Source organism: Lichenibacterium minor (assembly GCF_004137685.1).
GTDB lineage: Bacteria > Pseudomonadota > Alphaproteobacteria > Rhizobiales > Beijerinckiaceae > Lichenihabitans > Lichenihabitans minor.
The window spans coordinates 1-22,733 of the sequence record NZ_QYBB01000059.1; the positions used below are offsets into that span (position 1 = coordinate 1).

The 22,733-nt window shown below is 73.0% G+C and carries 25 protein-coding genes and 2 pseudogenes; 9 read left to right on the top strand and 18 right to left on the bottom strand.

Going from position 1 to position 22,733, the window contains the following annotated elements:
- The 6 genes and pseudogenes from D3273_RS24740 to D3273_RS24765 all read left to right on the top strand — a co-directional run.
- Window positions 1-908 (top strand): sugar ABC transporter ATP-binding protein (locus D3273_RS24740; RefSeq protein WP_165359674.1); only part of this gene is annotated, 908 nt, incomplete at its 5' end.
- Between the two features lie 64 nt (window positions 909-972).
- Window positions 973-1,998 carry an ABC transporter permease gene (locus D3273_RS24745; RefSeq protein WP_129229638.1) on the top strand — a complete coding sequence of 342 codons (1,026 nt, stop codon included), beginning with the start codon at window positions 973-975 and terminating at the stop codon, window positions 1,996-1,998.
- Window positions 1,999-2,056: 58 nt separating this feature from the next.
- Window positions 2,057-2,878, top strand: coding sequence for an alpha/beta hydrolase (locus D3273_RS24750; RefSeq protein ID WP_129229639.1), 822 nt, complete (start codon window positions 2,057-2,059; stop codon window positions 2,876-2,878).
- A 23-nt stretch (window positions 2,879-2,901) separates the two neighbouring features.
- Window positions 2,902-3,882, top strand: a pseudogene (deoC, locus tag D3273_RS24755) (deoxyribose-phosphate aldolase).
- A gap of 11 nt (window positions 3,883-3,893) precedes the next feature.
- Window positions 3,894-6,281: an aldehyde dehydrogenase family protein gene (locus D3273_RS24760; protein ID WP_245501380.1), complete on the top strand. Its 2,388-nt coding sequence runs from the start codon at window positions 3,894-3,896 to the stop codon at window positions 6,279-6,281.
- 72 nt (window positions 6,282-6,353) lie between these two features.
- Complete coding sequence (locus tag D3273_RS24765; protein ID WP_129229640.1) at window positions 6,354-7,367, top strand: TRM11 family methyltransferase; 1,014 nt, start codon at window positions 6,354-6,356, stop codon at window positions 7,365-7,367.
- Between the two features lie 27 nt (window positions 7,368-7,394).
- Here D3273_RS24765 and D3273_RS24770 read toward each other — a convergent pair whose 3' ends face one another.
- The 7 genes from D3273_RS24770 to D3273_RS24800 form a co-directional block, all read right to left on the bottom strand.
- On the bottom strand, window positions 7,395-8,591 hold the full coding sequence (locus D3273_RS24770; RefSeq protein ID WP_129229641.1) for a PAS domain-containing protein: 1,197 nt from the start codon (window positions 8,589-8,591) through the stop codon (window positions 7,395-7,397).
- Between the two features lie 172 nt (window positions 8,592-8,763).
- Window positions 8,764-9,714, bottom strand: a complete 951-nt coding sequence (locus tag D3273_RS24775) for an alpha/beta hydrolase (RefSeq protein ID WP_129229642.1) — start codon at window positions 9,712-9,714, stop codon at window positions 8,764-8,766.
- A 136-nt stretch (window positions 9,715-9,850) separates the two neighbouring features.
- Window positions 9,851-11,182: a bifunctional folylpolyglutamate synthase/dihydrofolate synthase gene (locus tag D3273_RS24780; protein WP_129229658.1), complete on the bottom strand. Its 1,332-nt coding sequence runs from the start codon at window positions 11,180-11,182 to the stop codon at window positions 9,851-9,853.
- 24 nt (window positions 11,183-11,206) lie between these two features.
- Window positions 11,207-12,115, bottom strand: coding sequence for an acetyl-CoA carboxylase, carboxyltransferase subunit beta (accD, locus tag D3273_RS24785; RefSeq protein WP_129229643.1), 909 nt, complete (start codon window positions 12,113-12,115; stop codon window positions 11,207-11,209).
- Window positions 12,112-12,954 carry a tryptophan synthase subunit alpha gene (gene trpA, locus D3273_RS24790; protein WP_428977805.1) on the bottom strand — a complete coding sequence of 281 codons (843 nt, stop codon included), beginning with the start codon at window positions 12,952-12,954 and terminating at the stop codon, window positions 12,112-12,114. The genes accD and trpA overlap by 4 nt, the downstream gene beginning before the upstream one ends.
- Window positions 12,955-12,996: 42 nt before the next feature.
- Window positions 12,997-14,214, bottom strand: coding sequence for a tryptophan synthase subunit beta (gene trpB, locus D3273_RS24795; protein WP_129229645.1), 1,218 nt, complete (start codon window positions 14,212-14,214; stop codon window positions 12,997-12,999).
- Window positions 14,215-14,290: 76 nt separating this feature from the next.
- Window positions 14,291-14,956, bottom strand: coding sequence for a phosphoribosylanthranilate isomerase (locus D3273_RS24800; RefSeq protein ID WP_129229646.1), 666 nt, complete (start codon window positions 14,954-14,956; stop codon window positions 14,291-14,293).
- 218 nt (window positions 14,957-15,174) lie between these two features.
- Between D3273_RS24800 and D3273_RS24805 the strand changes: the two genes are divergently transcribed.
- Window positions 15,175-15,369: a hypothetical protein gene (locus D3273_RS24805; RefSeq protein ID WP_129229647.1), complete on the top strand. Its 195-nt coding sequence runs from the start codon at window positions 15,175-15,177 to the stop codon at window positions 15,367-15,369.
- 239 nt (window positions 15,370-15,608) lie between these two features.
- Window positions 15,609-15,860, top strand: a complete 252-nt coding sequence (locus tag D3273_RS24810; RefSeq protein WP_129229648.1) for a hypothetical protein — start codon at window positions 15,609-15,611, stop codon at window positions 15,858-15,860.
- Between the two features lie 43 nt (window positions 15,861-15,903).
- Here the strand turns inward: D3273_RS24810 and D3273_RS24815 are convergent, their stop codons facing one another.
- The 9 genes from D3273_RS24815 to D3273_RS24855 form a co-directional block, all read right to left on the bottom strand.
- A complete protein-coding gene (locus D3273_RS24815) occupies window positions 15,904-16,263 on the bottom strand; it encodes a hypothetical protein (RefSeq protein WP_129229649.1) in 360 nt (119 codons plus the stop codon).
- Entirely contained in the window at window positions 16,250-16,720 is a 471-nt protein-coding gene (locus tag D3273_RS24820) for a hypothetical protein (RefSeq protein WP_129229650.1), read from the bottom strand. The genes D3273_RS24815 and D3273_RS24820 overlap by 14 nt, the downstream gene beginning before the upstream one ends.
- Window positions 16,717-17,004, bottom strand: coding sequence for a hypothetical protein (locus tag D3273_RS24825; RefSeq protein WP_129229651.1), 288 nt, complete (start codon window positions 17,002-17,004; stop codon window positions 16,717-16,719). Before D3273_RS24825 ends, D3273_RS24820 begins: the two co-directional genes overlap by 4 nt.
- 325 nt (window positions 17,005-17,329) lie before the next feature.
- Window positions 17,330-17,788 carry a type II toxin-antitoxin system VapC family toxin gene (locus tag D3273_RS24830; protein ID WP_129229652.1) on the bottom strand — a complete coding sequence of 153 codons (459 nt, stop codon included), beginning with the start codon at window positions 17,786-17,788 and terminating at the stop codon, window positions 17,330-17,332.
- Window positions 17,785-18,033 (bottom strand): type II toxin-antitoxin system Phd/YefM family antitoxin, encoded by a 249-nt coding sequence (locus tag D3273_RS24835; RefSeq protein WP_129229653.1) that lies wholly within the window; start codon window positions 18,031-18,033, stop codon window positions 17,785-17,787. The genes D3273_RS24830 and D3273_RS24835 overlap by 4 nt, the downstream gene beginning before the upstream one ends.
- Before the next feature lie 194 nt (window positions 18,034-18,227).
- Entirely contained in the window at window positions 18,228-18,467 is a 240-nt protein-coding gene (locus D3273_RS28485; protein WP_165359675.1) for a hypothetical protein, read from the bottom strand.
- 4 nt (window positions 18,468-18,471) lie between these two features.
- Window positions 18,472-19,413: a DUF2184 domain-containing protein gene (locus D3273_RS24845; protein WP_129229654.1), complete on the bottom strand. Its 942-nt coding sequence runs from the start codon at window positions 19,411-19,413 to the stop codon at window positions 18,472-18,474.
- 181 nt (window positions 19,414-19,594) lie between these two features.
- On the bottom strand, window positions 19,595-20,050 hold the full coding sequence (locus tag D3273_RS24850; protein WP_129229655.1) for a structural cement protein Gp24: 456 nt from the start codon (window positions 20,048-20,050) through the stop codon (window positions 19,595-19,597).
- A complete protein-coding gene (locus tag D3273_RS24855; RefSeq protein WP_129229656.1) occupies window positions 20,050-21,045 on the bottom strand; it encodes a DUF2213 domain-containing protein in 996 nt (331 codons plus the stop codon). The genes D3273_RS24850 and D3273_RS24855 overlap by 1 nt, the downstream gene beginning before the upstream one ends.
- Before the next feature lie 113 nt (window positions 21,046-21,158).
- Between D3273_RS24855 and D3273_RS24860 the strand changes: the two are divergent.
- Window positions 21,159-21,998 (top strand): annotated as a pseudogene (locus D3273_RS24860) (AAA family ATPase); the annotation flags it as partial.
- Between the two features lie 165 nt (window positions 21,999-22,163).
- Here the strand turns inward: D3273_RS24860 and D3273_RS29440 are convergent.
- Together D3273_RS29440 and D3273_RS28915 are read right to left on the bottom strand one after the other, a co-directional pair.
- On the bottom strand, window positions 22,164-22,511 hold the full coding sequence (locus D3273_RS29440; protein WP_245501382.1) for a hypothetical protein: 348 nt from the start codon (window positions 22,509-22,511) through the stop codon (window positions 22,164-22,166).
- A gap of 8 nt (window positions 22,512-22,519) precedes the next feature.
- Window positions 22,520-22,733: hypothetical protein (locus D3273_RS28915; protein ID WP_207210895.1), on the bottom strand; the 214-nt coding region annotated here is incomplete at its 5' end.

Here is a 22,733-nt window from a genome sequence, read left to right on the forward strand (position 1 = left end):
GCATCGTCTACATCACCCACAAGATGAACGAGCTCTTCACCATCGCCGACGACGTGTCGATCTTCCGCGACGGCCGCCACATCGCCACCCACGCGGCGAAGGACCTCGACCGCGACCGGGTCATCCAGATGATGGTGGGCCGCGAGATCACGCAGATGTTCCCCAAGGAGCCGGCCGTCATCGGCGAGGTGATCCTGTCGGTGAAGGACTTGGCGCTCGACGGCGTGTTCGAGGGCGTGTCCTTCGACCTGCGCCGCGGCGAGATCCTCGGGCTCGCCGGCCTCGTCGGCTCGGGCCGCACCAACGTCGCCGAAACGATCTTCGGCGTGACCCCCGCCACGGGCGGCGAGATCCGGCTCGACGGCGTGCCGGTGCGCATCGCGTCCCCGCGCGACGGCATGCGGGCCGGCATGGCGCTCCTCACGGAGGACCGCAAGGACACCGGCTGCTTCCTGACGCTCGGCGTCGGCGAGAACATGGCCATGGCGGCCCTCACGGACCGCTACGTTAAGGCCGGCTTCGTGGACCAGGGCGCGGCCGATGCCGCGTGCGGCCGGATGAAGGACGCCATGCGGGTGAAGACGCCGAACCTCGCCGAGCGCATCGAGAACCTCAGCGGCGGCAACCAGCAGAAAGTGCTGATCGGCCGCTGGCTCCTGACCGATCCGAAGATCCTGATCCTCGACGAGCCGACGCGCGGCATCGACGTCGGCGCCAAGGCGGAGATCCACCGGCTGATCTCGCGGCTCGCCGGCCAGGGCGTCGCGGTCATCATGATCTCGTCGGAGCTGCCCGAGGTGCTGGGCATGAGCGACCGCGTGGCCGTGATGCACGCCGGCCGGCTGACCGGCATCCTCGACCGCGCCGAGGCCGACCAGGTGTCGGTGATGCGGCTCGCCGCCGCCTGACGGCGCCGACACGAACGACCGAAGGGGGCTATAAGCCCCGGCCACAGGGACGGGAACGGGAAAGATGACGGAGCCATTGACCGACACGATCGCGGTGGCGGAGCGCAGAGCCGGGCGGCGGCGGCTCCCCAATGAGCTCGGCATCGTGCTGGTGCTGATCGGCATCGCGCTGTTCTTCGAAGCCGTCGGCTGGGGCGTGCGGGGGCAGAGCTTCCTCGGCAACCCGCAGCGCCTGCTGGTGATGATCCTTCAGGTATCGATCGTCGGGCTGATCGCCATCGGGGTCACGCAGGTGATCATCACCGGGGGCATCGACCTGTCGTCGGGTTCGGTGCTGGCCGTGTCCGCCATGGTGGCGGCCTCGCTGGCCCAGGAGCCGGGCTATGCGCGCGCGGTGTTTCCGGCCCTGACGGGCCTGCCCTTCGTGGTGCCGCTGCTGTGCGGCCTCGTCATCGGCGGCGTCGCGGGGCTGATCAACGGATCGCTCATCGCCATCACCGCCATCCCGCCCTTCATCGCCACGCTCGGCATGATGGTGACGGCGCGCTCGGTGGCGCAGCTCTACACGCGCGGCCAGCCCATCTCGATGCTGGCCGACGGCTACACCTGGATCGGCTCGGGCTCGGTGCCGGTGGTGATCTTCCTCGCCACCGCGGTGATCTTCCACGTGGCGCTGCGCTACACGCGCTACGGCAAGTTCACCTACGCGATCGGCGCCAACCCGCAGGCGGCCCGGGTCAGCGGCATCGACGTGCGCCGGCACATCATGCTCGTCTACACGATCGCGGGCGTGCTGTCGGGCCTGGCGGGCCTCGTCACCGCCGCGCGCGCGGCCTCGGGACAGTCCTCGATGGGCACCGGCTACGAGCTCGACGCCATCGCGGCCGCGGTGATCGGCGGCGTATCGCTGTCGGGCGGCTCGGGCCGCATCTCCGGCACCGTCATCGGCACGCTGATCCTCGGCGTGATGACGTCGGGCTTCACCTTCGTGGGCATCGACGCCTACGTGCAGGGCATCGTCAAGGGCGTCATCATCGTGGCGGCCGTGGTGATCGACCAGTACCGCCAAAGCCGTCGACGCAAGGCATGACGGGTTCGACGGCGGCCTGCCCGCGTTGTAGGCTCGGCGCGGAAGGACGCCCGCGCCGATGACCGACATCGTTCTCGATCCCTGGCTCGACGCCGAATATGACAATCGTGCCAAGGTGCCGGGGCACCCGGCCGTGCTGGCCGGCTGGGCGCGCGACGCCGCGCTGTTCCGCGACGCCCATCCCCACGCCGAACTCGGCGTGCCCTACGGCGCCGGCCCGCGCCAGGCGATGGACGTGTTCTGGCCCGGCGAAGCGCGCGAAGGGCTGATGGCGCTGTTCATCCACGGCGGCTACTGGGCGGCGCTCGACCGGTCCTCCTCCAGCCACCTCGCGGCCGGGCTCGGCGCGCATGGCGTGGCCGTCGCGGTGCCGTCCTACGACCTGTGCCCCGCGGTGAGCCTGGAAGAACTGGTGGAGGAGCTGCGGGACGCCGCCGCCTTCGCGGCCGCGCGGGCGAACCGCCCCGTCCACGCGATCGGCCATTCGGCCGGCGGCCACCTCGCCGCCACCCTGCTCGCCACCGATTGGGGGGCGCGGGGCCACGGCGCCGACGCCGTGTCGGGCGCCTGCGCGATCAGCGGCCTGTTCGACCTCGCGCCGCTGGTGGCGACGAGGGTCAACGTCCCGCTCGGCCTCGACGGGGCCCGCGCCGCCGCCCTGTCGCCCGCCCTCATGCCGCCGCCCCGGGGGCGCCTGCGCGCCGTGGTGGGCGAGCGGGAAGGGGCCGAATACCTGCGCCAGTCGGCCGTGATCACGGCGGCGTGGCGGGGCGACTTCGGCGTGCTGCCGGGCGCCGACCACTTCACCGCCGTGGCGCCGCTGGCCGACCCCGGATCCGACCTCGTCGCCGCGATCCTGGCCGACATGCGCCGGGCCTGACGCCCCACCCCACCGAGATCGCCATGGACGACCACACCGCTGCGGGCGTCGCGGCCCTTCACCGCAACCCCGGCACGCCGCTCCATCCCGACTGGTTCGAGGATGCGCGGGTGAACCTCAGCGCCGCCGAGCGCCGCGTCGCCACGCTGGGCGCGCGACGATCCGTCAAGGGCTAGCACCAGGCCGCCTGGCTCGTGAAGGCGATGACCTGCATCGACCTGACGACCCTCGCCGGCGACGACACGCCGGGCCGCGTGCGGCGGCTCTGCGCCAAGGCGCGCCGGCCGCTGCGCCCCGACCTCGTGGCGGCGCTGGGCTTGGAAGACCGTCCGCCGACGGTCGGCGCCGTCTGCGTGTATCCCACCATGGTGGCGACCGCCGTGGCGGCGCTCGACGAGTCGGGCATCCCCGTGGCGTCGGTGGCGACCGGCTTTCCGGCCGGCCTCACCCCCCTGCCCCAGCGCCTGGCCGAGATCCGCCACGCCGTCGGCGAGGGCGCGGCGGAGATCGACATCGTCATCACCCGCGGCCACGCGCTGCTGGGCGAATGGGGCGCCCTCCACGACGAGGTCGCGGCCATGCGCGACGCCTGCGGGGCGGCCCACATGAAGGCCATCCTCGGCACGGGCGACCTCGGCCCACTGCGCACCGTCTACAAGGCCGCCGCCGTGGCGATGCAGGCCGGGGCCGACTTCATCAAGACCTCCACGGGCAAGGAGGACGTGAACGCCACGCTGCCGGTCAGCCTCGCCATGCTGCGCGCCCTGCGCCACTACGGCGACCGCACCGGCGTGCGGGTCGGCTTCAAGCCGGCCGGCGGCGTGAGGACCGCCAAGGACGCCCTGAACTGGCTCGTGCTGATGAAGGAGGAGCTCGGCCGCCCTTGGCTGGAGCCCGACCTGTTCCGCATCGGCGCGTCCTCGCTGCTCGGCGACATCGAGCGGCAGATCGAGCACCACGTCACCGGCCGCTACGCCGCGGCCGCCAACCACGCTCCGGCGTGACCGAGGGCGCCATGCAGGTCAGGGACCTCCTCGACACGATGGACTACGGCCCTTCGCCCGAAACCGCCGACGTGGCCCGCGCCTGGCTCGACGCCCATGGGGGCCGTTTCGGCCACTTCATCGACGGCGCCTTCGCGGCCCCGGGCGCCGATCGCTTCGCGGTGTCGGATCCCGCGACGGGCGAAGGCCTCGCCAGCGCGACGCGGGGCTCGGCGGCCGACGTGGACGCCGCCGTGGCGGCGGCGGCGCGCGCCTTCCCGGCATGGTCGGCGGCGCCGGGGCACGTCCGGGCGCGCCACCTCTACGCCCTCGCCCGCATCGTGCAGAAGCGCGAGCGCTTCCTCGCCGTTCTGGCGACGCTGGACGACGGCAAGCCCCTGCGGGTGTCGCGCGACATCGACGTGCCGCTCGCGGCGCGCCACTTCACCCACCACGCCGGCTGGGCGGAACTCCGCGACGGGGAATTCCCCGGGCAGGTTCCGTTCGGGGTCTGCGGGCATGTGGTGTCCTGGCGCGTCCCGCTGCTGACGCTGGCCCGGAAGGCCGCGCCGGCGCTGGCCGCCGGCAACACGCTCGTCCTGAAGCCGTCCGAGCGGACGCCCTTGGCGGCGCTGGCCTTCGCGGCGATCTGCCGGGAAGCGGGCCTGCCCCCGGGCGTCGTCAACGTCGTCACCGGGGACCGCGACACCGGCGCCGCCCTGGTGCGCCACCCCGACGTGGCCAAGGTGGCCTTCGCGGGGTCGGCCGAGGCCGGGCGCGCCGTCCGCGACGCGACCGCCGGCTCGGGCAAGGCGCTGAGCCTGGACCTCGGCGGCGGGTCGCCGTGCATCGTCTTCGCCGGCGCCGCCCTCGACGCGGCCGTCGAGGGCGTGGTCGACGCGGCCTGGTCGGGCGGCGGACCGGCGGGCCGCGGGGGCGTCCGCCTCCTCGTGCAGGAGGGCGTGGCGGGGCGCTTCGCCGACGCGCTGCGTCGCCGCATGGCGAACCTGCGCACCGGCGACCCTCTCGACAAGTCGACGGACGTCGGCGCGGCGGTCGATGCGGCGGAGCTCCGGCGGATCCGCGACGCCGTCGCGGCCTGCGTGGCCGACGGTGCCGAACCGTTCCAGGCCGAGGGCCCCCTGCCGGCGGTGGGCTGCTTCTTCCCGCCGACGCTGCTGACCGGCGTCGAGTCCTCCGCCACGGGGGCTTGGCCCGACATCCCCGGCCCGGTCGCGGTGGCGACGACCTTCCGCACGCCCGCCGAGGCCGTGGCCCTGGCCCAGGGCGCGCGCACCGGCACCACGGCCTCGGTCTGGTCGCAGGACATCGACCTCGCGCTCGACGTCGCGGCGCGGGTCGGGGCGGGCGTCGTGTGGATCAACGCCACGGACCTGTTCGACGCCGCGGCGCCGTTCGGCGGCACCCGGGGGAGCGGCTTCGGCCGCGACGGCGGACGCGCCGGGATGGAGGGCGAACTGAAGCCCCGCCCGCCGGCCCGCGTCGAGCGCCCGGCCGCCCCTCCGGCGCCCCGGCTTTCCGCCCTGCCGACGGGCGCCCCGGCCTCCGGGGGCGCCATCGACCGCACCGCGAAGCTCGTCATCGGCGGCCTGCAGGCGCGGCCGGACGGCGGCCACAGCTACGCCGTGGCGGGGCCGGACGGCGCGCCGCTGGGGCTGGCGGCGCTGGGATCGCGCAAGGACGTGCGCAATGCCGTCGAGGCCGCCGTGAAGGGAAGCGCCTGGAGCGCCGCTTCGGCGCACAACCGCGCCCAGGTGCTCTACTACGTGGCGGAGAACCTGTCGGCCCGGGCGCGGGAATTCGCCGACCGGCTGTCGGCGATGACGGGCGCGTCCGGGAGCGAGGCGGCGCGCGAGGTCGAGGCCGCGGTCCGCCGCACCTTCTTCTACGCCGCCTGGGCCGACAAGTTCGACGGGCGCGTCCACGCCGCGCGGGCGCGGCACTTGGCGCTGGCGCTGAACGAGCCCTTCGGCGTGATGGGCCTCGTCTGCCCCGACACCGCGCCGCTGCTGGCGCCCGTGTCGCTGCTGATGCCGGCGCTCGCCATGGGCAACCGCGCCGTGGTGGTGCCCTCCGCGCTCCACCCCTTCGCCGCCACCGACCTCGCCCAGGTGTTCGACACGAGCGACGTCCCCGCCGGCGCCGTGTCGATCGTCACGGGCGAGCGCGAAGCCCTGGCGAAGGTGCTGGCCGAGCACGACGAGGTGACGGCGCTCTGGTACGCCGGCCCGGCCGACGCCGCCGACGCCGTGGAGCGCGCCGCGGCCGGCAACCTCAAATCGACGTGGACGGACGACGGGCCGTCGCGGGACTGGTTCGACGACGCGACGTCCCAGGGCCGCGACTTCCTGGGCCGGGCCACGCAGGTGAAGACCGTCTGGGTGCCCCACGGGGAATGATGACGGGCGGCGGGCGGACGCCAGCGATGCCGGCGCATTGACCGGCCCGGGGGGCGCTGGTCTAACGCCCCGATGTCGACGCCCACAACCTTCGCGGTCCAGATCGCGCCCCAGCGCAGCACGCAATATTCCGACCTCGTCGGAGACCTCGCCGTGGCGGAGGTCGCCGCGTCCCCGCTGCGGCATCGCGCCGCCGACGTCACCCTGAGGGGCATCGCCGGGCAGGATTACGTGACCTTCGCGCTCCAGGGTCTACTGTCGGAGGAGGACCGCACCCTGCTGGCCAGCCTCGCGACGCTCGGAAACGTGTTCGAACTCTTCGACGGCCTCGCGGGGGTCGAGGGACCGCTGTTGCGCCCCGTCGCGGTCGCCTATCCGCACGCGCTGTCGCCCGACATCGCTTCGGTGCGGCGCTACAAGGGCAAGACCAACGAGCTTTTCACGCTGTTCCTGTGCAACGTGGCGAAGTTCGCCAGCGCCTTCGCGGAAACGCCCTGGCGCGACCTCCGGGTCTTCGACCCGCTGAGCGGGGGCGGCACGACGCTGTTCACCGCCCTGTCGCTCGGCGCCAACGCCGCCGGGGTCGAGCGCGAGCGCGGCGACGCCGAATCCACCGCCACCTTCCTCACCCAGTTCTGCCGCGAAAGCCGGGTGTCCGTGTCGGTCCGCGAGGAGCGGCTCAGGCTGATCGGCGCCCACCGCTGGCAGATCCGCGTCGGCCGCGAGAAGGAGGATCCGCGCCGCTGCCTCATCGCCGCCGGCGACAGCGCGCAATCGCGCGACCTCCTGGCCGGCTTCGGCCGGCCGCACCTCGTCGTCACCGACCTGCCATACGGCATCCAGCACGACGCGCCCCTGGCGGATCTGTTGTCGCGCTGCCTCCCCGTCTGGGCGGCGTCGATCGAACCCGGCGGCGCGCTCGCCTTCTCGTGGGACAGCACGCGCGCGAACCGCGACGAGATGGCGGAGCTGGTGGAAGGGCTGTCGCCGCTGCGGGTGGTGCGGGACGCCCCCTACGGCGACCTCGCCCACCGCGTCGACCGCGTCATCAAGCGCCGCGACGTCATCGTGGCGCGCACCGGCTGAACGGGATCGCCGCGACGGGCCCGGTCGTCAGGCGGTCCGCCCCGCCGTCGGGGCGGCGTCGGCCGGGGCGCCTTCCACGGTGACCAGCACGGCCGGGCGGCCGCGATGGGCGAGGTGGATCGCGCGACCCGACACGGGCAGTGGGCGGCCGTCTCGCGTGCGATGCGTCCAGCCCTGGGCCACGTCCGCCGCCGCGGGGTCGACCGGCCCGATGCCGTCGAGGTCGAGCCGGAGGAAGGCGTCGCGGTCCCAGCCGTAGAGCGCCAGCGCGGCCTCGTTGACGGCCAGGACGGCGCGGCTGTCGCGGTCGAACACGAACATCGGGAAGGGGCAACGCTCGAACAGGTGCCCCATCTCGCCGTCTCCCCCGAAGGCGTCGCGCTCTTCGACGCGGGCGAGCAGGCTGCGCCCGTGCGGCCCCCGCCGCTCCTCGACGCTGAGCCAGGTGCCGTCCGCCAGCGCGGCGCGGTACACGCCGACGGGCGCCAAGTCCCGCGCGAGGCGAAGCGCGATCCAGCTCGCCTCGCAGCCCCGCGCGTCGGCGACGTCGAGCCCGGCATCCCGCGCCGGGGCGGCGGAGGCCGCAGTGCCCACCAGGGCGTCGAAGCGGACGTTGCGCAGGAGGCAGCGGCCTTCGGGATCGAACAGGGCGAAGGCGTCGAGGTCGGCGTCGGCCAGCGCCTGGAGCGCCGCCAAGCCGTCCGCCGGGCCCGCCGGGCGCGCGGCGCCGAGCGCGGGCAGCAGCAGGTCGCCGAATTCGGCGAGGAGCCGCCGCTGCAGGCCCGACAGCAGCGCGCGCCGGGTGGTGTCGAGGAGCACGATGGCGCCGAGGCAGCGCCCGGCGGCGGACAGGATGGGGGTGGCGGCCGCGTAGCCGCGGCCGGCCCCGACCTCCTCCATCACCCCGGGATGGCGGCCGGGTTCGGGCGGCTCGGCGCCGGACAGGACCTCGAACAGCCGGACCGCCGCCTCGACGGCGCCCTCGGCCCGCGCGGTCTCGCCGCCCGACACGGCCTCGACCTTGAGGCCCTCCGGGGTCGCCAGGACCAGCGCCGCGACGCCGACGCCGAACAGGCCGGTCGCGAGATGCAGCACGCGGTCGACCTCCGGCCGGCGCAGGGCCGCATCGTTTCGCGGCGACGCCGCGGCGCGCGCGGAGCCCGAGCGGGACGCCGCGGGCGGCGTCATGCGGTCGCGAAGGCCGAAAAGCGTTGCGGTTGCCATCGAGAACGTCCGAGACTTTGACAGGTCCAGACATATCTAGGATGGGATCGTTACTCCGGCGTTTCGCCCGCCGTCCGCGGGCGTCCCAGAATCCGGACACCCGGCGCCGCCGGTTCCGGCGCCCTCCGAAGCGGCGCGGGTCTTGGCGTCCGCCCCCGCCGGCTCGACGGTTTCAGGCCTGGGCGAAGCGCTCGCGCAGCTCGGACGCGATGGCATCGAACGCCTTGTCCGCCGCCGCCATGATGCCTCCCATGGTGATGAAGCCGTGGATCATGCCCGGCACGTCGAGCCGCTCCACCGGGACGCCGGCCGCTTCGAGGGCGTCGGCATAGGCGAGCCCTTCCGAGTGGAGCGGGTCGCGCCCGGCCACGATCACCAGCGCGGGCGGCAGCCCCGCCTTGTCGGGCACCACGATGGGGGACTGGCGCCAGTCGTCCCGCAGGCGCGGCTCCGGCAGGTACTGGCGCGTGAACCAGGCGAGCACGTCCGGGGTCAGGGGCGGCACGTCGCGGTTGGCGTCGCGCGACGGATAGGCGGGAGGCGCGGCGCGGTTGTCGACCGAGGGGTAGATGAGGATCTGGCAGCGCAGCGGCACCGCCATCTCGCGCGCCGCCACCGTCGCCACCGCCGACAGGTTGCCGCCGGCGCTGTCGCCCCCCACCGCGAGCCTCGCGGGGTCGGCGCCGATCTCGTCCGCGTGGGCGGCGATCCAGCGCAGCGCCGCCGTGACGTCCTCGGCGGCGGCCGGCGCCGGATGCTCGGGGGCGAGGCGGTAATTCACCGCCACCACGAGGCAGTTCGCGTCCTGGGCGATGCGGCGGCACACGCCGTCGTGCGAGTCGAGGTCGCCGATCACCCAGCCGCCGCCGTGGATGAACACCAGCGCCGGCGCGCCGCGCTCGGCCACGCCTTCCGGCCGGTAAAGGCGCAGCGGGATCGGCCCCCCGGGCCCCGGCGCCGCCAGATCGCGCACCGCGGCCATCTCGATCCGGGGTCCGCCGTTGCGGCGACCGCCTTCGCGGTAGAGCGCCCGCGCGTCGGCCGGCGACAGCGACGACAGGGGCGGGAGGTTCAAGGCCTTCATGGCGTCGAAGTAGCGGAGGACGTCGGGGTCGAATTCCATGGGATGGCCTGGCAAAGGCTGCGATGCCGGTCAACCGGCGGCGCGGCGCGAAGTTGCGGCAGCCTCCCCGGCGACGATGCGCGGACCGGACGTCGTCGGCGGCGCGCGCGAGACAGCTCGGCCGCCGCCGCGCCGCTCACTCCGGCGGCGTGCCGTTCAGCCCCAGCACTTCGCCGGCGAGGTGGAGCGAGCCCGCCACGAGCACCCGCGGCGGCACCGGCCAGCCGCGGGCCGCGAGGAAGCGCAGCGCCGAGGGCACGTCGGGGCAGCGGGCCGCCGGGATGCCGGCCGCCGCGGCGGCGGCCAGGATCCGGTCGGGATCGTGGGCGCCGCGGCGGTCCTCGCCCTCCGATGCGACCGGCACCGCGATGAGCTCCTGCGCCAGGCCGGCGAAGGGCCGGAGAAAGGCTTCCGGGTCCTTGGTGGCGAGCATGCCGCAGACCAGCGCCAGCGGCCGGGGGTGGCGCTCCTCCATCTCGGCCAGGGCTTCGGCGAGGATGCGCCCGCCCGCGGCGTTGTGGCCGCCGTCGAGCCACAGTTCGGCCCCGCCGGGCAGCAGCCCCGGCAGGGTGCCGCGCTTCAACGGCTGGAGCCGCGCCGGCCAGTCGGCCCGGGCGATCCCCGCCTCGTAGGCCGAGGCCGGCAGGTCCGGGAAGGCCGTTCGCAGCGCCGCGATGGCGGTGGCGGCGTTGCCGTGCTGATGGCGCCCGGCGAGGCGCGGCAGCGGCAGGTCGATCAGGCCCTGGCCGTCCTGGTAGACGAGGCGGGCGCGCTCCTCCGCGGCGGAAAAGTCCTGCCCGCCGAACAGGGCCGGCGCGCCGACGCGCGCGGCTTCGCGCTCGATCACGGCGCGCGCGTCGTCGGCCTGCTCGGCCACGATGGCGGGGACGCCGCGCTTGAGGATGCCCGCCTTCTCGCCCGCGATGGCGGCGACCGTGCTGCCCAGGAACTCGGGGTGGTCCATCGACACGGGGGTGATCACGGTGGCGACGGGTCGCGGCACCACGTTGGTGGCGTCGTAGCGGCCGCCGAGGCCGACCTCGAGCAGCAGCACGTCGGCGGGGTGTTCGGCGAACAGCAGCAGCGCCGCCGCAGTGGTGATCTCGAAGACGCTGATCCCCTGCCCGCCGTTGGCCGCCTCGCACCGCGAGAAGGCGTCCGCCAGCACCTCGTCGGACACGAGGCGCCCGGCCAAGCGGATGCGCTCGTGGAAGCGCACGAGATGGGGGGAGGTGTAGACGTGGACCCGTCGTCCCGCGGCTTCCAGCACGGCGCGCATGAAGGCCACCGTCGAGCCCTTGCCGTTGGTGCCTGCGACGTGGATCACGGGCGGCAGACGCCGTTCCGGATGGCCGAGGTCGGCCAGCAGCCGCTCGATGCGGCCGAGCGACAGGTCGATGCGCTTGGGGTGGAGCGGCAGGAAGCGCGCCACCAGCGCGTCCGACGCCGACGCGGGCCCGCCCGCCATGGCGTTCACGGAAGCGCCTCCGCCCTATTCCGCTGCGGCGGGCAGCGGCTTCGACGCGGCGTCGCGCGGCGCGAAGGCCCCGCGGCGGTCCATCAGCAGGCCGCAGAGCCGGGCCAGCGTCGCCCGCATGTCGCGGCGGTGGACCACCATGTCGACCATGCCGTGCTCCTGCAGGTATTCGGCGCGCTGGAATCCTTCGGGCAGCTTTTCGCGCACCGTCTGCTCGATGACGCGGGGGCCGGCGAAGCCGATCAGCGCGCCGGGCTCGGCGATGTGGACGTCGCCCAGCATGGCGTAGGAAGCGGTGACGCCGCCCGTGGTCGGGTTGGTCAGCACCACGATATAGGGCAGGCGCGCCCGCTTCAGGCGGTTCACCGCGACGGTCGTGCGCGGCATCTGCATCAGCGAGAACACGCCCTCGTGCATCCGCGCGCCGCCCGAGGCCGCGAACAGGATGAAGGGCGCGGAAAGCTTCAGCGCCTGCTCGGCACCCATCACGATGGCCTCGCCGGCCGCCATGCCGAGCGAGCCGCCCATGAAGTCGAAGGTTTGCACCGCCACCACGGCGTCGCGCCCTTCGAGCTTGCCCGCGCCGAGCTTCACGGCGTCGGCGAGCCCGGTCTTGGTGCGGGCTTCCTTCAGCTTGTCGACGTAGCGCTTCTCGTCGCGGAAGCGGAGCGGGTCGCTCAGCACGTCGCCGACCGCGATCTCGTCCCAGCGGCCGTCGTCGAAGGTGGTGGCGAGGCGGGCCTTCGCGTCCATCTTCATGTGGAAGTCGGAGCCCGGCACGACGAAGAGGTTGTTCTCGAGGTCCTTGTGGAACACGAGCTGCCCCGAATCCGGGCACTTCACCCAAAGGTTCTCGGGCGTGTCCTTCTTGGTGATCAGGAAGGAGCGGATCTTCGGGGGGACGACGTTGTTGATCCAGCTCACGGCCTGTCCTCCTGCGCGGCGGGCGCGGGCCGCTTGGCGGACCGGACGCCCCGGGCCAAGCCCTCGACGAAGCCCCGCACGGCGTCGACCGTGGTGGGGGTGGCGTGGCCGGCGTCGAGGGAGCGGGCCAGCACGTCGATGAGGGCCGTGCCGACCACCACGGCGTCGGCGTGGGCCGCCACCTCGGCCGCCCCTTCGGGCGTCTTCACGCCGAAGCCGACAGCGATCGGCAGGTCGGTGTGGCGCTTGATGCGCTGGACCGAGGACGCCACGCGGCTGTAGTCGGGGATGGCCGATCCCGTGATGCCGTTGACCGACACGTAATACACGAAGCCGGACGTGTTCTGCAGCACGGCCGGGAGGCGCGCGTCGTCGGTGGTCGGGGTGGCGAGGCGGATGAAGTTCAGCCCGGCTTCCAGCGCCGGGATGCAGAGCTCGCGGTCCTCCTCCGGCGGCAGGTCGACCACGATGAGGCCGTCGACGCCGGCCGCCTTCGCGTCGGCGAGGAAACGGTCGACCCCGTAGACGTAGATGGGGTTGTAGTAGCCCATCAGCACGATGGGGGTGGCGTCGTCGCCGGCGCGGAAGTCGCGCACCATGGCGAGCGTCTTCGACAGGCGGTGGCCGGCCTTCAGCGCGCGCAGCGCCGCCGCCTGGATGGTGGGCCCGTCCGCCATCGGGTCGGTGAAGGGCATGCCGAGCTCGATCACGTCGGCGCCGGCCTCCGGCAGGGCGCGCAGCACCGCCGCCGAGGTGCGGTCGTCGGGGTCGCCCGCCGTGATGAAGGTGACGAGGCCGGCGCGGTTCTGCCGCTTGAGGTCGGCGAAGCGGGCCGTCATGCGGGCGGTCAACGGGGCGTTCCTTGCATCGGGGTCATGGGATCACATGCCGCCCAGGTGGTCGGCGACGGTGAAGATGTCCTTGTCGCCGCGCCCGCACATGTTCATCACCATCAGGTGATCGCGGGGGCGCTTGGGTGCAAGCTCCAGCACGGCACTGAGCGCGTGGGCGGGCTCCAGCGCCGGGATGATGCCTTCCAGCCTGCAGCAGAGCTGGAAGGCGTCGAGCGCGCCCTTGTCGGTGGCCGACAGGTAGGTGACGCGGCCCATGTCCTTCAGCCAGGAATGCTCGGGGCCGATGCCGGGATAGTCGAGGCCGGCCGAGATGGAATGGCCTTCCTCGATCTGCCCGTCGTCGTCCATGAGCAGGTAGGTGCGGTTGCCGTGCAGCACGCCCGGCTTGCCGCCCGCGAGCGACGCCGCGTGGGCCTTGGTGTCGATCCCGTGGCCGGCCGCCTCGACGCCGAAGATCTCGATCCCCGGATCGTCGAGGAACGGGTGGAACAGCCCGATGGCGTTGGAGCCGCCGCCGATGCAGGCGACGAGCGAATCCGGCAGCCGGCCCTCGCGCTCCTGCATCTGGGCGCGGGTTTCGGTGCCGATGATCGACTGGAAGTCGCGCACCATGGCGGGATAGGGGTGGGGCCCGGCCGCCGTGCCGATGCAGTAGAACGTGTCGTCGACGTTGGTGACCCAGTCGCGCAGGGCCTCGTTCATGGCGTCCTTGAGGGTGCGGGCGCCCGACTGCACCGGCACCACCTCGGCGCCCAGCATCTTCATGCGGAACACGTTGGGCTTCTGCCGCTCGACGTCGACGGCGCCCATGTACACCACGCAGGGCAGGCCGAAGCGCGCGCAGGCCGTGGCGGTGGCGACGCCGTGCTGGCCCGCGCCGGTTTCGGCGATGATGCGGGTCTTGCCCATCCGCATCGCCAGCAGGATCTGGCCCAGCACGTTATTGATCTTGTGCGCGCCGGTGTGGTTCAGCTCGTCGCGCTTGAAATAGATCTTGGCGCCGCCGCAATGCTCGGTCAGCCGCTCGGCGAAATACAGCGGCGACGGCCGGCCGACGTAGTGGGTGTGGAGCGAGGCGATCTCGGCCGCGAAGGCGGGGTCGGCCTTGGCGGCCTCGTAGGCCTTTTCCAGGTCGAGGATGAGCGGCATCAGCGTTTCGGCGACGAAGCGACCGCCGTAGTTGCCGAAGTGGCCCCGGGCGTCGGGGCCCTGGCGGAAGGAGTTCGGCAGGATCGGCTCGTTCACGGCTGATGGTCCTTTTCGAGCCCGTGGACGGGCTCGCACCTTGGAACTGGCGTTTGTCGGCGGCGGCCGGCACACGCTAGGGCGGCGGGGTGGCGCCGCGTGCGGCCCCGACGAAGGCCGCGATGAGTTCGGGCGACTTGACGCCCGGGGCGGTCTCGACCCCCGACGACACGTCGACGGCCGGCGCCCGTGTGACGCGCAGCGCTTCGCCCACGTTGCAGGGCCCGAGTCCTCCTGACAGCATGAAGGGGACGGGCAGGTCAAGCGCGGCGAGGAGCCGCCAGTCGAAGCTCACCCCGTTGCCGCCGGGCAGCGCCGAGCCTTCGGGGGGCTTGGCGTCGAACAGGATCTCGTCGACGGACCCGCGATAGGCGGCGGCACCCGCCACCTCGGCGGCGGTCGACACGCCGAGCGCCTTGATCACGGGGCGCCCGAAGCGGGCCCTGACGGCGGCTGCGCGCTCCGGCGCTTCGCGGCCGTGCAGTTGCAGCATGTCGGGGGCGACGGCCGCGACGATCTCGCCCAACGCGGCATCGTCGGCGTCGACGGTCAGCGCCACGATCGCGGCGCGGCCCCGCGCCCGGGCGGCGAGCGCGGCGGCGCGGGCGAGCGCGAGGTGGCGCGGCGAGCGGGGAAAGAACACGAAGCCGACCCGCTCGGCGCCGGCGTCCAGCGCGGCGTCCAGCGTGTCCTCGGTGGACAGGCCGCAGATCTTGACGATCGGAGATCCTCGGGGGGCCACGGGCGTCCTCGCGTCGCCGGGGGCGACATGCGGCCGGACGGGCGCTTATCGCGCGGGACGGCGCACAAAAAAAGGCCGGGGCCGCGCGAGGCACGGCGCCGAGCGGCGACGGGGCGCGGCGCCACGTCTCGCGCGGGGGTGCCACTTCGCGCGCGCGAATGCGTTGGACGCCGAGCGGGGGCGGCCGGCGCCCCCCGGACACGCGCGAGGAGCACACGATGCCGACCGACCCCCAACCCGGCGACCCGTTCCCCACCCCGGCCGAAACGCCGGTCCCGCCCGAACAGCCCCCGAGCGAACCGATCGGCATCCCGCAGCCCGGCCCCGACATCGTCGACCCCGGCGTGTCGCCCGGCGTCGGCGAGCCCCCGGGCACGCCGACGGAAGTCCCGAACACCCCGGCGACCTTCTGAACCGGACGAAAAAAAGGCCCGCCGGTCGTGAAACGGGCGGGCCGAGGTGTCGTTGGGTCGGCACCCTAACGCGCGGCGATCGCGAAGGGTTCGCCCCATCGGCGCGCGGGCGGGGCTTGCCGGGCAGGTCGTCGCGCGGCAGAAGGCCGGGCCCGCCGCGGCCCCGGCGCCCCTGGGCGGGCGTTCACGTCGGCGAACGGCGGCTTCGACGGCAACTTCGCGCGAAGGATCGACACGGCATGACCACCGCCCGCCTGCCCTTGAAGGGCGCCTGGATCGACATCGCCTACGACGGCGACACCCTGACGCTGGCGGCCGTCGGCTCGCCGCTGCAGTATCTCGTCAAGGCCCCCACCTCCATCCCGGCCCGGCACAAGCAGTCGGAGGAGCGGGGGCGCCTGCGCCGCCTGGCCGTCGCGGCGCTGCGCGACGCGGGCGCGGACGGCGACCTCGACGACGCCGAGATCGTGTGGAGCTACCGCGCCGGTTGACGCCGGGCTGCCCCGCCTTGCGGGGACGTACCCCCGCGGCGGCTCAGCGGCGCCGTTGCGGGTCGCGGTCCGCGCCCTCGTCGATCCTGTGCAGGAGGCCGAGGATCTTGGCTTGGTTGCCCTCGATCTGCTCGAAGCGCTCCACCGTGGTGCGGTCCTTGTCGGCCCGCCGCTCCATCTCGTCCTGGCGGCGCCAGGTCACGAGGTCGGCATGAAACTCGCGCAGTTCGTCCAGCATCGCGCGCTGCGTTTCGGCCTCCATGCCGACGAAGACGCCGGCGGACAGGCCCGGGTCGGCGGCCGGGAGCCCCTTCTTCTCCGCCTCGCCGCGGCGCAGGCCGAGGCCCGAGATGATGGCGGCGAGAAAGGTCCCCGCGATGGCGGCGAGGTCAGCGGGTGACATATCGGGCATCGTAGCTCGCTCGATAAAGGGACCTGAGCTCCATCGCGCTGAGCACGCCGTAGACCGCGACGCCGGGCGAAACCACCCCCAGCGCCTGCATGGTGCCGTCGTAGACGAGGAACCCCACCTGGCCCCAGCTCAGAAACCCGAAGAAGGCGCCCAGCATGCGGGCATAGGGGGTCCGGGGCGAGCGGCCGTTGATGTAGAGCGCCGCCAGCCGCAGCCCGCCCGTGGCCCCGAAGGCGCAGGACCACACCGTTTCGGTCAACCCCAGGCGGTGGAAGGCCGAGAAGGAGGGGCCCGCGAGGCTGTCGCCCGGCGCGGCCAGCACGAGCGCCCACACGCACATGATGAACGACGACAGCCATTCCGTGTCGCGGCACCCCGCACCGGTGGGCCGGCCGACGCGGAGCGGGCGGGACCCCGCGGCGGAACCCAGGGCCGGAGGCGCGCTCACGGGCGGGCCCGCCCGGCGGGCGCGGGCGCGCCGAGGGTCCGGTGCAGCAGGGCGGCGATCTGGTCGGCCCTGTCGGAGGCCCCCTTGGACGAGCCCAGCCAGTAGGGCACGATGTCGACGACCTTCCGGGCGAGCCAGTCGCCGCGGTACATCGCCTCGATCTGGGCGCGGCCGAGGTCGAAGACCGTGAAGGCGTCGTGCGCCGCCTTGTCCTTGCCCGCCCCCAGCGAGGCCGCGAGGTTGGACAGGCTGTCGCGCACGCCCGCGCCGAACGAGAACGACATGCGCGGACCTCGCGAAGAGAGGAAGGGACGTGCGACATCGGCCCACCGTTCGGGGGAACGGCAGGGGCGGTCAGCGCGGAACTGTTGAAGGGGCGGGGGGCTTCCGCTCGTCCACCCTCACTGCGTGAGGGCACCCTTCGACGAACTCAGGGCAGGCTCTTCTGCCCGCCCGCGGGAGAAGGGCAGTGCGCCGGATCGGGCGCATGAAAAAGGCCCGCGGACGAGGCGCCCCGGGCCGAGCCGCAATCCTGCAGCGGACTTATTCAGATCAGATCAGCCGCCCAAGGTCAAGAACAAAAAAAGAACGAACGGGTCGCCGCATCGATCACGGCAGCACTCCTCCGCCGATCTCGTCAGGCGTCGCCGTGTGGACGCCGAAGGAGCGGAAGTGCCTCGCGTTGCGGGTGACCACGATGAGGCCGTGGCTCTGGGCGATGCCGGCGATCAGCGCGTCGGCCATGCCCGGGGCGTGGCCTGCCAGGATCGCCGTCGCCTCCAGGCGCCCAGACAGGCTCGCGGCCGGAGCGTCCAGGCCGAGGACCTTCTCGCCGTAGCCGGCGAGCAGCCCGGCGAGCCAGGCCTTCAGGCCCGCGGCTTTCGCCGTCGCCCCCTTGCCTTCCAGGAGCGCGACACCCTTCTCGATCTCATGCACGGTCACGGCCGACAGGAACACGAGACCCTCGCCATCGACGCGGTCCAGCCAGTCGAGGAAGCTGGGCGAGGCCTGCGCGCGCGAGGGCGACAGCAGAGACACGACGTCGGTGTCGAGCAGGAACCCGCTCACAGATCGATGTCGCGCGACGGGCCGCGGTCGCGCTCGGCCGCGCCGCCCGGGAACGCCCTGAGATGGGCGGCGAGGCCCGGCCTGCGCCCGTCGAGCGCCCGCCTGGCGATCTCGGCCGCCGCGACCGGGACGAGTGCCGCGACCGGCTTGCCGTGGCGCGTGATCGTCACGAACTCACCGCGGACCACGTCGTCCACCAGGCTCGAGAAGCCGGCTTTCGCGTCCTTGAGGCTGACAGTCGACATCCGAAGATCCCACCGAGGTGGACACGTATGACCACTGTACGATCTGGCGTGCGCTCGATCAAGGCGCTCTCGCCGGTGCGAGGCGGGGTGTGTCACATCGTCCGTCATCGCTTCGCGATGACACCCGGACCCCATCCCGGCAAGCCGGGATGCGGGCCCCCTTCTTCCGCGAGCGGGAGAAGGGCCACCTCGCGTCAGGCGTCGCGGCCGCGCGAGGGTGCTGCGCGCGCAGCCGGCCGGGCGCGCGGGGCGGGCGGCTCCGCCTCCCCTTCGAGCGAGACCGCCACCTCGCCGGCCGCCGCCCAGGCGTCGTGGGCGGGGTGGGGGGCGAGGTCGAGCACCGCCGAGGCGCCGGGGTCGAGCAGCGCCGTGCCGCCGTCCGCCGTGTGGAAGCCGCGCGCGCCGCGGCTCATGTTGGTGACGCGGGCCCGCATGGCGTCAGATCCCGTCGTTGTAGGACATGCCGCGCGGCAGCCGCACGTCGAGGCCGCCGAGCCGCATCATGCCGGGGATCACGAACTCCAGCATGCGCTGCTGGGGCGGGAAGAACTGGTGCGGCATCGGCATGTGGAACTTCAGCACCTGGGGATCGCGCCGGTAGGTCACCATGCGGTCGGTGCCGCCGGCCCCCGCGCCCTTCAGCTGGCGCAGCGTGCGGATGGTCAGCGGCTGGCCGGTGGTGGAGGTGTAGACGTTGTTGGTCTGCAGGTAGGTGATGACCGTCGTGTCGGAGGTCGAGGAGCGCGGCATCGACGCGATGGTGCCGTATTGCGCCACCGGCAGCAGCACCGTGTCGTGCAGCTCCACCTGGGCGCTCGACGCCCAGGCGCCGACCAGCGCGTTGTTGACGTCGGCGAGGATCTCGGCCGGGGTCTTCTGCGCCCAGAGCGGGGAGCCGGAGGCGCCGTTGGGCACGGCCGTCTGCGGCACCACCGCCTGGTTGACGAGGCCGAGGAAGCCCTTGCGGCTGTCGCCGGACACGACCACGCGCTCGACGAGTTCGTCGGCGGCGCGGCGCGCGGCGGCGGCCTTGTCGGCGGGGAGGTTCATCCCCGGCACCATCATGGCCTGGTTCACCTCCTCCAGCGAGAAGCGGTAGCCGATCTTGGCGCTCTCGACCGTGGTCTCGTATTTGGCGCGGCTGATCTCGGCGAAGGGCATGTCCGAGCTGTCGCCGTTCATCCAGTCGGCCTGGCCGACCTGGTCGGTGGTGAAGTAGGTGACGGTCTTGGCCCAGGGATAGGCCGAGGTGTCGACCGGCACGAGGCGCGGATACTGGATGTCGGCGTAGCGGATAGCGTAGACCTCGCTCTCGATGCTCGACACCTGCGAGACGAGGAAGCCGAGCGCCGCCTGGGCGTCGAAGGTCGCTTTGAGCATGGTCGTTCCTGCATGATCTTGGAAATTGCAAAAAGAGATCGGCGTGCGGATCAGTCATGGTTTCAAAAGGCCTCGGCCTTTTGCGGGGTGTGGGGCAGCGCCCCACGACTGTTCGAGATGTCCTTTCGGGGCTCTGCCCCGAACCCCGCCAAAAGCCGGTGGCCTTTGGAAACCGTCGAATTCAACCCAGCCTGAGCTTGGCGAGGCCGGGCGTCGCGGCGGCGCTCTCCCAGAGCGCGCCGGGGATGGCGGTGTTGCCGGTCGCCACGCCCGTCAGCGCACCCGCGCTCGTGACGAAGGCGGGCTGGCCGGGCGACACCGCCGCGGCGGCGTTGACCCACACCACGCCCTTGGTCATCACCCCGACCGTGACGGTGGGGGCGAAGACGTCGCCCGCCGTCGGCGGCAGCGTCGTGTCGCGGATGGCGACGCCGCGGAAGGCGCCGGAGCCCCCGTTGGCCGACACCACGAGCTGCTCGCCCGCGCCCTGCAGCACGGGATCGCCCGGCGCCACCGACAGGGTCGAGGCCGGGTCGACCACGCGGGAGATCACGTTGGTGACCCATTCCCCGTTGGCCACCATGCCGAGGGTGCCCGACGGATGGAACGAGGCGTAGCTGGTCTGGACGGCGGGCATCAGCGGTCTCCTTCGGATTTCCAGGCGCCCGCCAGCGCGGCGTTGCGGGCCTGGAGGGCGGCGAAAGGGCGGTCGTCGCCGGCGGCGACGTGGGCGGCGACGCGGTCGGCGCGAGCGCCGGGCAGCGCCGCCAGCGTGTCGAAGGCGGCCGCCACGTAGCCGTCGCCCCGGCCCCGCACGGCGTCGGCGCCCAGCGCCGCCACGAGCGCGGCGCGGCGGATCTCGTCGAGGTCGAGCCCCGCGGCCTCGAAGCCCGGGCCGAGGATGCGCCGGGCGGCGTCGAGCACGGCGGCACGCTCGGCGGCGCGGCGGTCGAGGTTCCGGGCATCGGCGGCGGCGCGGGCCCGCAGCGCCGCGATCTCGCCGTCCCGCGCCTGGAGGTCGGCCCGCAGCCGCACCACGAGGGCGGCGTCGGCCGGGGAACAGTCGACCACGGCCGCCGACGCCGCGGCATCGCCGGTGCCGGGCGGCACCGCACAGCTCGCGCCGCAGCGGCCCTGGTCGACGAGGGCGACGTGGTTGCCGCGGATGTTGCGCTGCACGGCGTCGTAGGGCTCGCCTTCGGGCGTCACGCCGGGGGTGAAGTCGAAGTCGGCCCAGTAGCCGTTGGACAGCTCGGCGCCGGCCTCCGCGCGCACCACCGCATCCGCGTCGGCGATGAACAGGTCGGCGGCGACGTGGTCGCCGTCGCGCACCACGCCCTGGCCGGAATGGCCCACCGCGTGGTCGCGCCAGTTGCCGCTGTCGACCATCGCGGCGGGGTGGTCGAGCGTCACGGGCTTGCCCGCGAAAGACGCCATGCTGGCGGGGGCGAAGACTTCCTCGGGGGGGCGGTACACCCGCACGGGCGTGTCGGGCGCCACGCCGGGCGGGCCGCCGACCTCGCCGGCGCGGTAGTCGTGCAGCCCGGCGCGGCCGATGCGGGCGCGCATCTCCAGGAAGCCTTCGGGAGTGCGGCGGCGCGCGAGCGGCGTCGCCCGGTCGTGGATGAGCATGGGAAGCGTTCTCCATCGTGGAGGGAGCGGGCGGGAGCCCGCGGTCCGGGGGCTGCCGCGGCGGCGCGGGGGCGCTGTGCCGAGGCGGCTTCATCACCGCGCGAGGGCGGGACATGCTGACCGCCCTGGCGATCTCGGGTCACCGCTCGCTGCGCGACGTGCGGATCGCGCTCGGGCCGCTGAACGTGGTCACGGGCGGCAACGGCTCGGGCAAGTCGAGCCTGTACCGGGCGCTGCGGCTGCTGGCCGAGGTGGCGCAGGGGCGCGTGGTGCAGTCGCTGGCGGCCGAGGGCGGCCTGCCCTCGACGCTGTGGGCGGGCCCGGAGACCGTGTCCCGGGCGATGAAGCGCGGCGATGTCCCCATCCAGGGGAGGCGTCCGGCAGAAGCCGGTGAGCCTCAAGCTCGGCTTCGCCGACGCGGACTACGGCTACGCCTTGGACCTCGGCCTGCCGGTCCGGAGCGCCTCGATGTTCCTGCGCGACCCCGCCATCAAGGCCGAGGCGGTGTGGACCGGCGCGCGGCTCGGGCGCTCCAACGCCTTCGCGCGGCGCGACGGCGCCGACTGGGCGGCGGCGCTGCAGACCGTGCGCGAGATCGGCGACGCGCGCGCCCTCGACGAGGCGGTCGACGACGCCTTCCCGGGCTCGGCCGTGGCGGTGACGGACCGAAACGGGCTGTTCGACATCGAGATGCGCCAGCCGGGCCTGTTGCGCCCGCTCGCTCCCGCGGAGCTGTCCGAGGGGACGCTGCGCTACCTGCTGCTCGTCGTGGCGCTGCTATCGCCCCGCCCGCCGCCCCTGACCGTGCTGAACGAGCCCGAGGCGAGCCTCACCCCGACCTGATCCCGCCGCTGGCGCGGCTGATCGGCGCCGCATCCGCGCGCTCGCAGGTCGTGGTGGTGAGCCACGCCGAGGCGCTGGTCGCGGCGCTCGACGCCTCGCCGGACACGCGGCGCTTCACGCTGGAGAAGCAGCTTGGCGAGCTGCCCAGCGGCCGGAACGCAAAGGTGAGCGCGCCCTCGTCGATGTCCTCCGACCAGCAGATCAGCCAGTCCAGACGCTCCAGCTGCGGCCGAAGGTCCAAGTGCGGCCTCAGAATTCATGCGATCCTTACGACATCATGTCGTCTTAGATCCTTTCAAAGCAAACCAACAGATAGGATGCTCCTGCGTCGGAGTATGTCCCATCTCAGTCCACTCCGATTCGATCCAGGACATCAGCTCTTCCGCACTACCACACCGGAATTGAAATCCTCGCCCGCTCATCAAATCTTCTAAAGTATAATCGCCAGGGTAGACATTCAACTCCATCAGTCGCCGAACTGACTCTAGAGTGTGGTGCCGAATCTCGTCCTGACCGTGCAGGTCAAGCCTCATACGGACAGATTCCGCCACAAACGGCAAATCCAAGAAGTCGATGTCTGCTTCTGCTCGAAATTCTGATATCAATTTTTCCAAACCGCTCATCGCAAACCTCAATAATGTGTTTTGTAATATTCTGATCCTGGCACAGTGATGCCGATAGCAAGAAAAAGCGGCGTTGATGTGATGGGACGCAGAGTGATTGTGCCAGCTCCGTAAGGTAACCGCACCATTGAACCTTTTGTGAAAGGTAATTGCTCACCTCCCCTGGGCTGGTGTGGTGTCGCGGGCGTCGGGAAGCGGTTGGATTTTTGGGTCGACGACGGC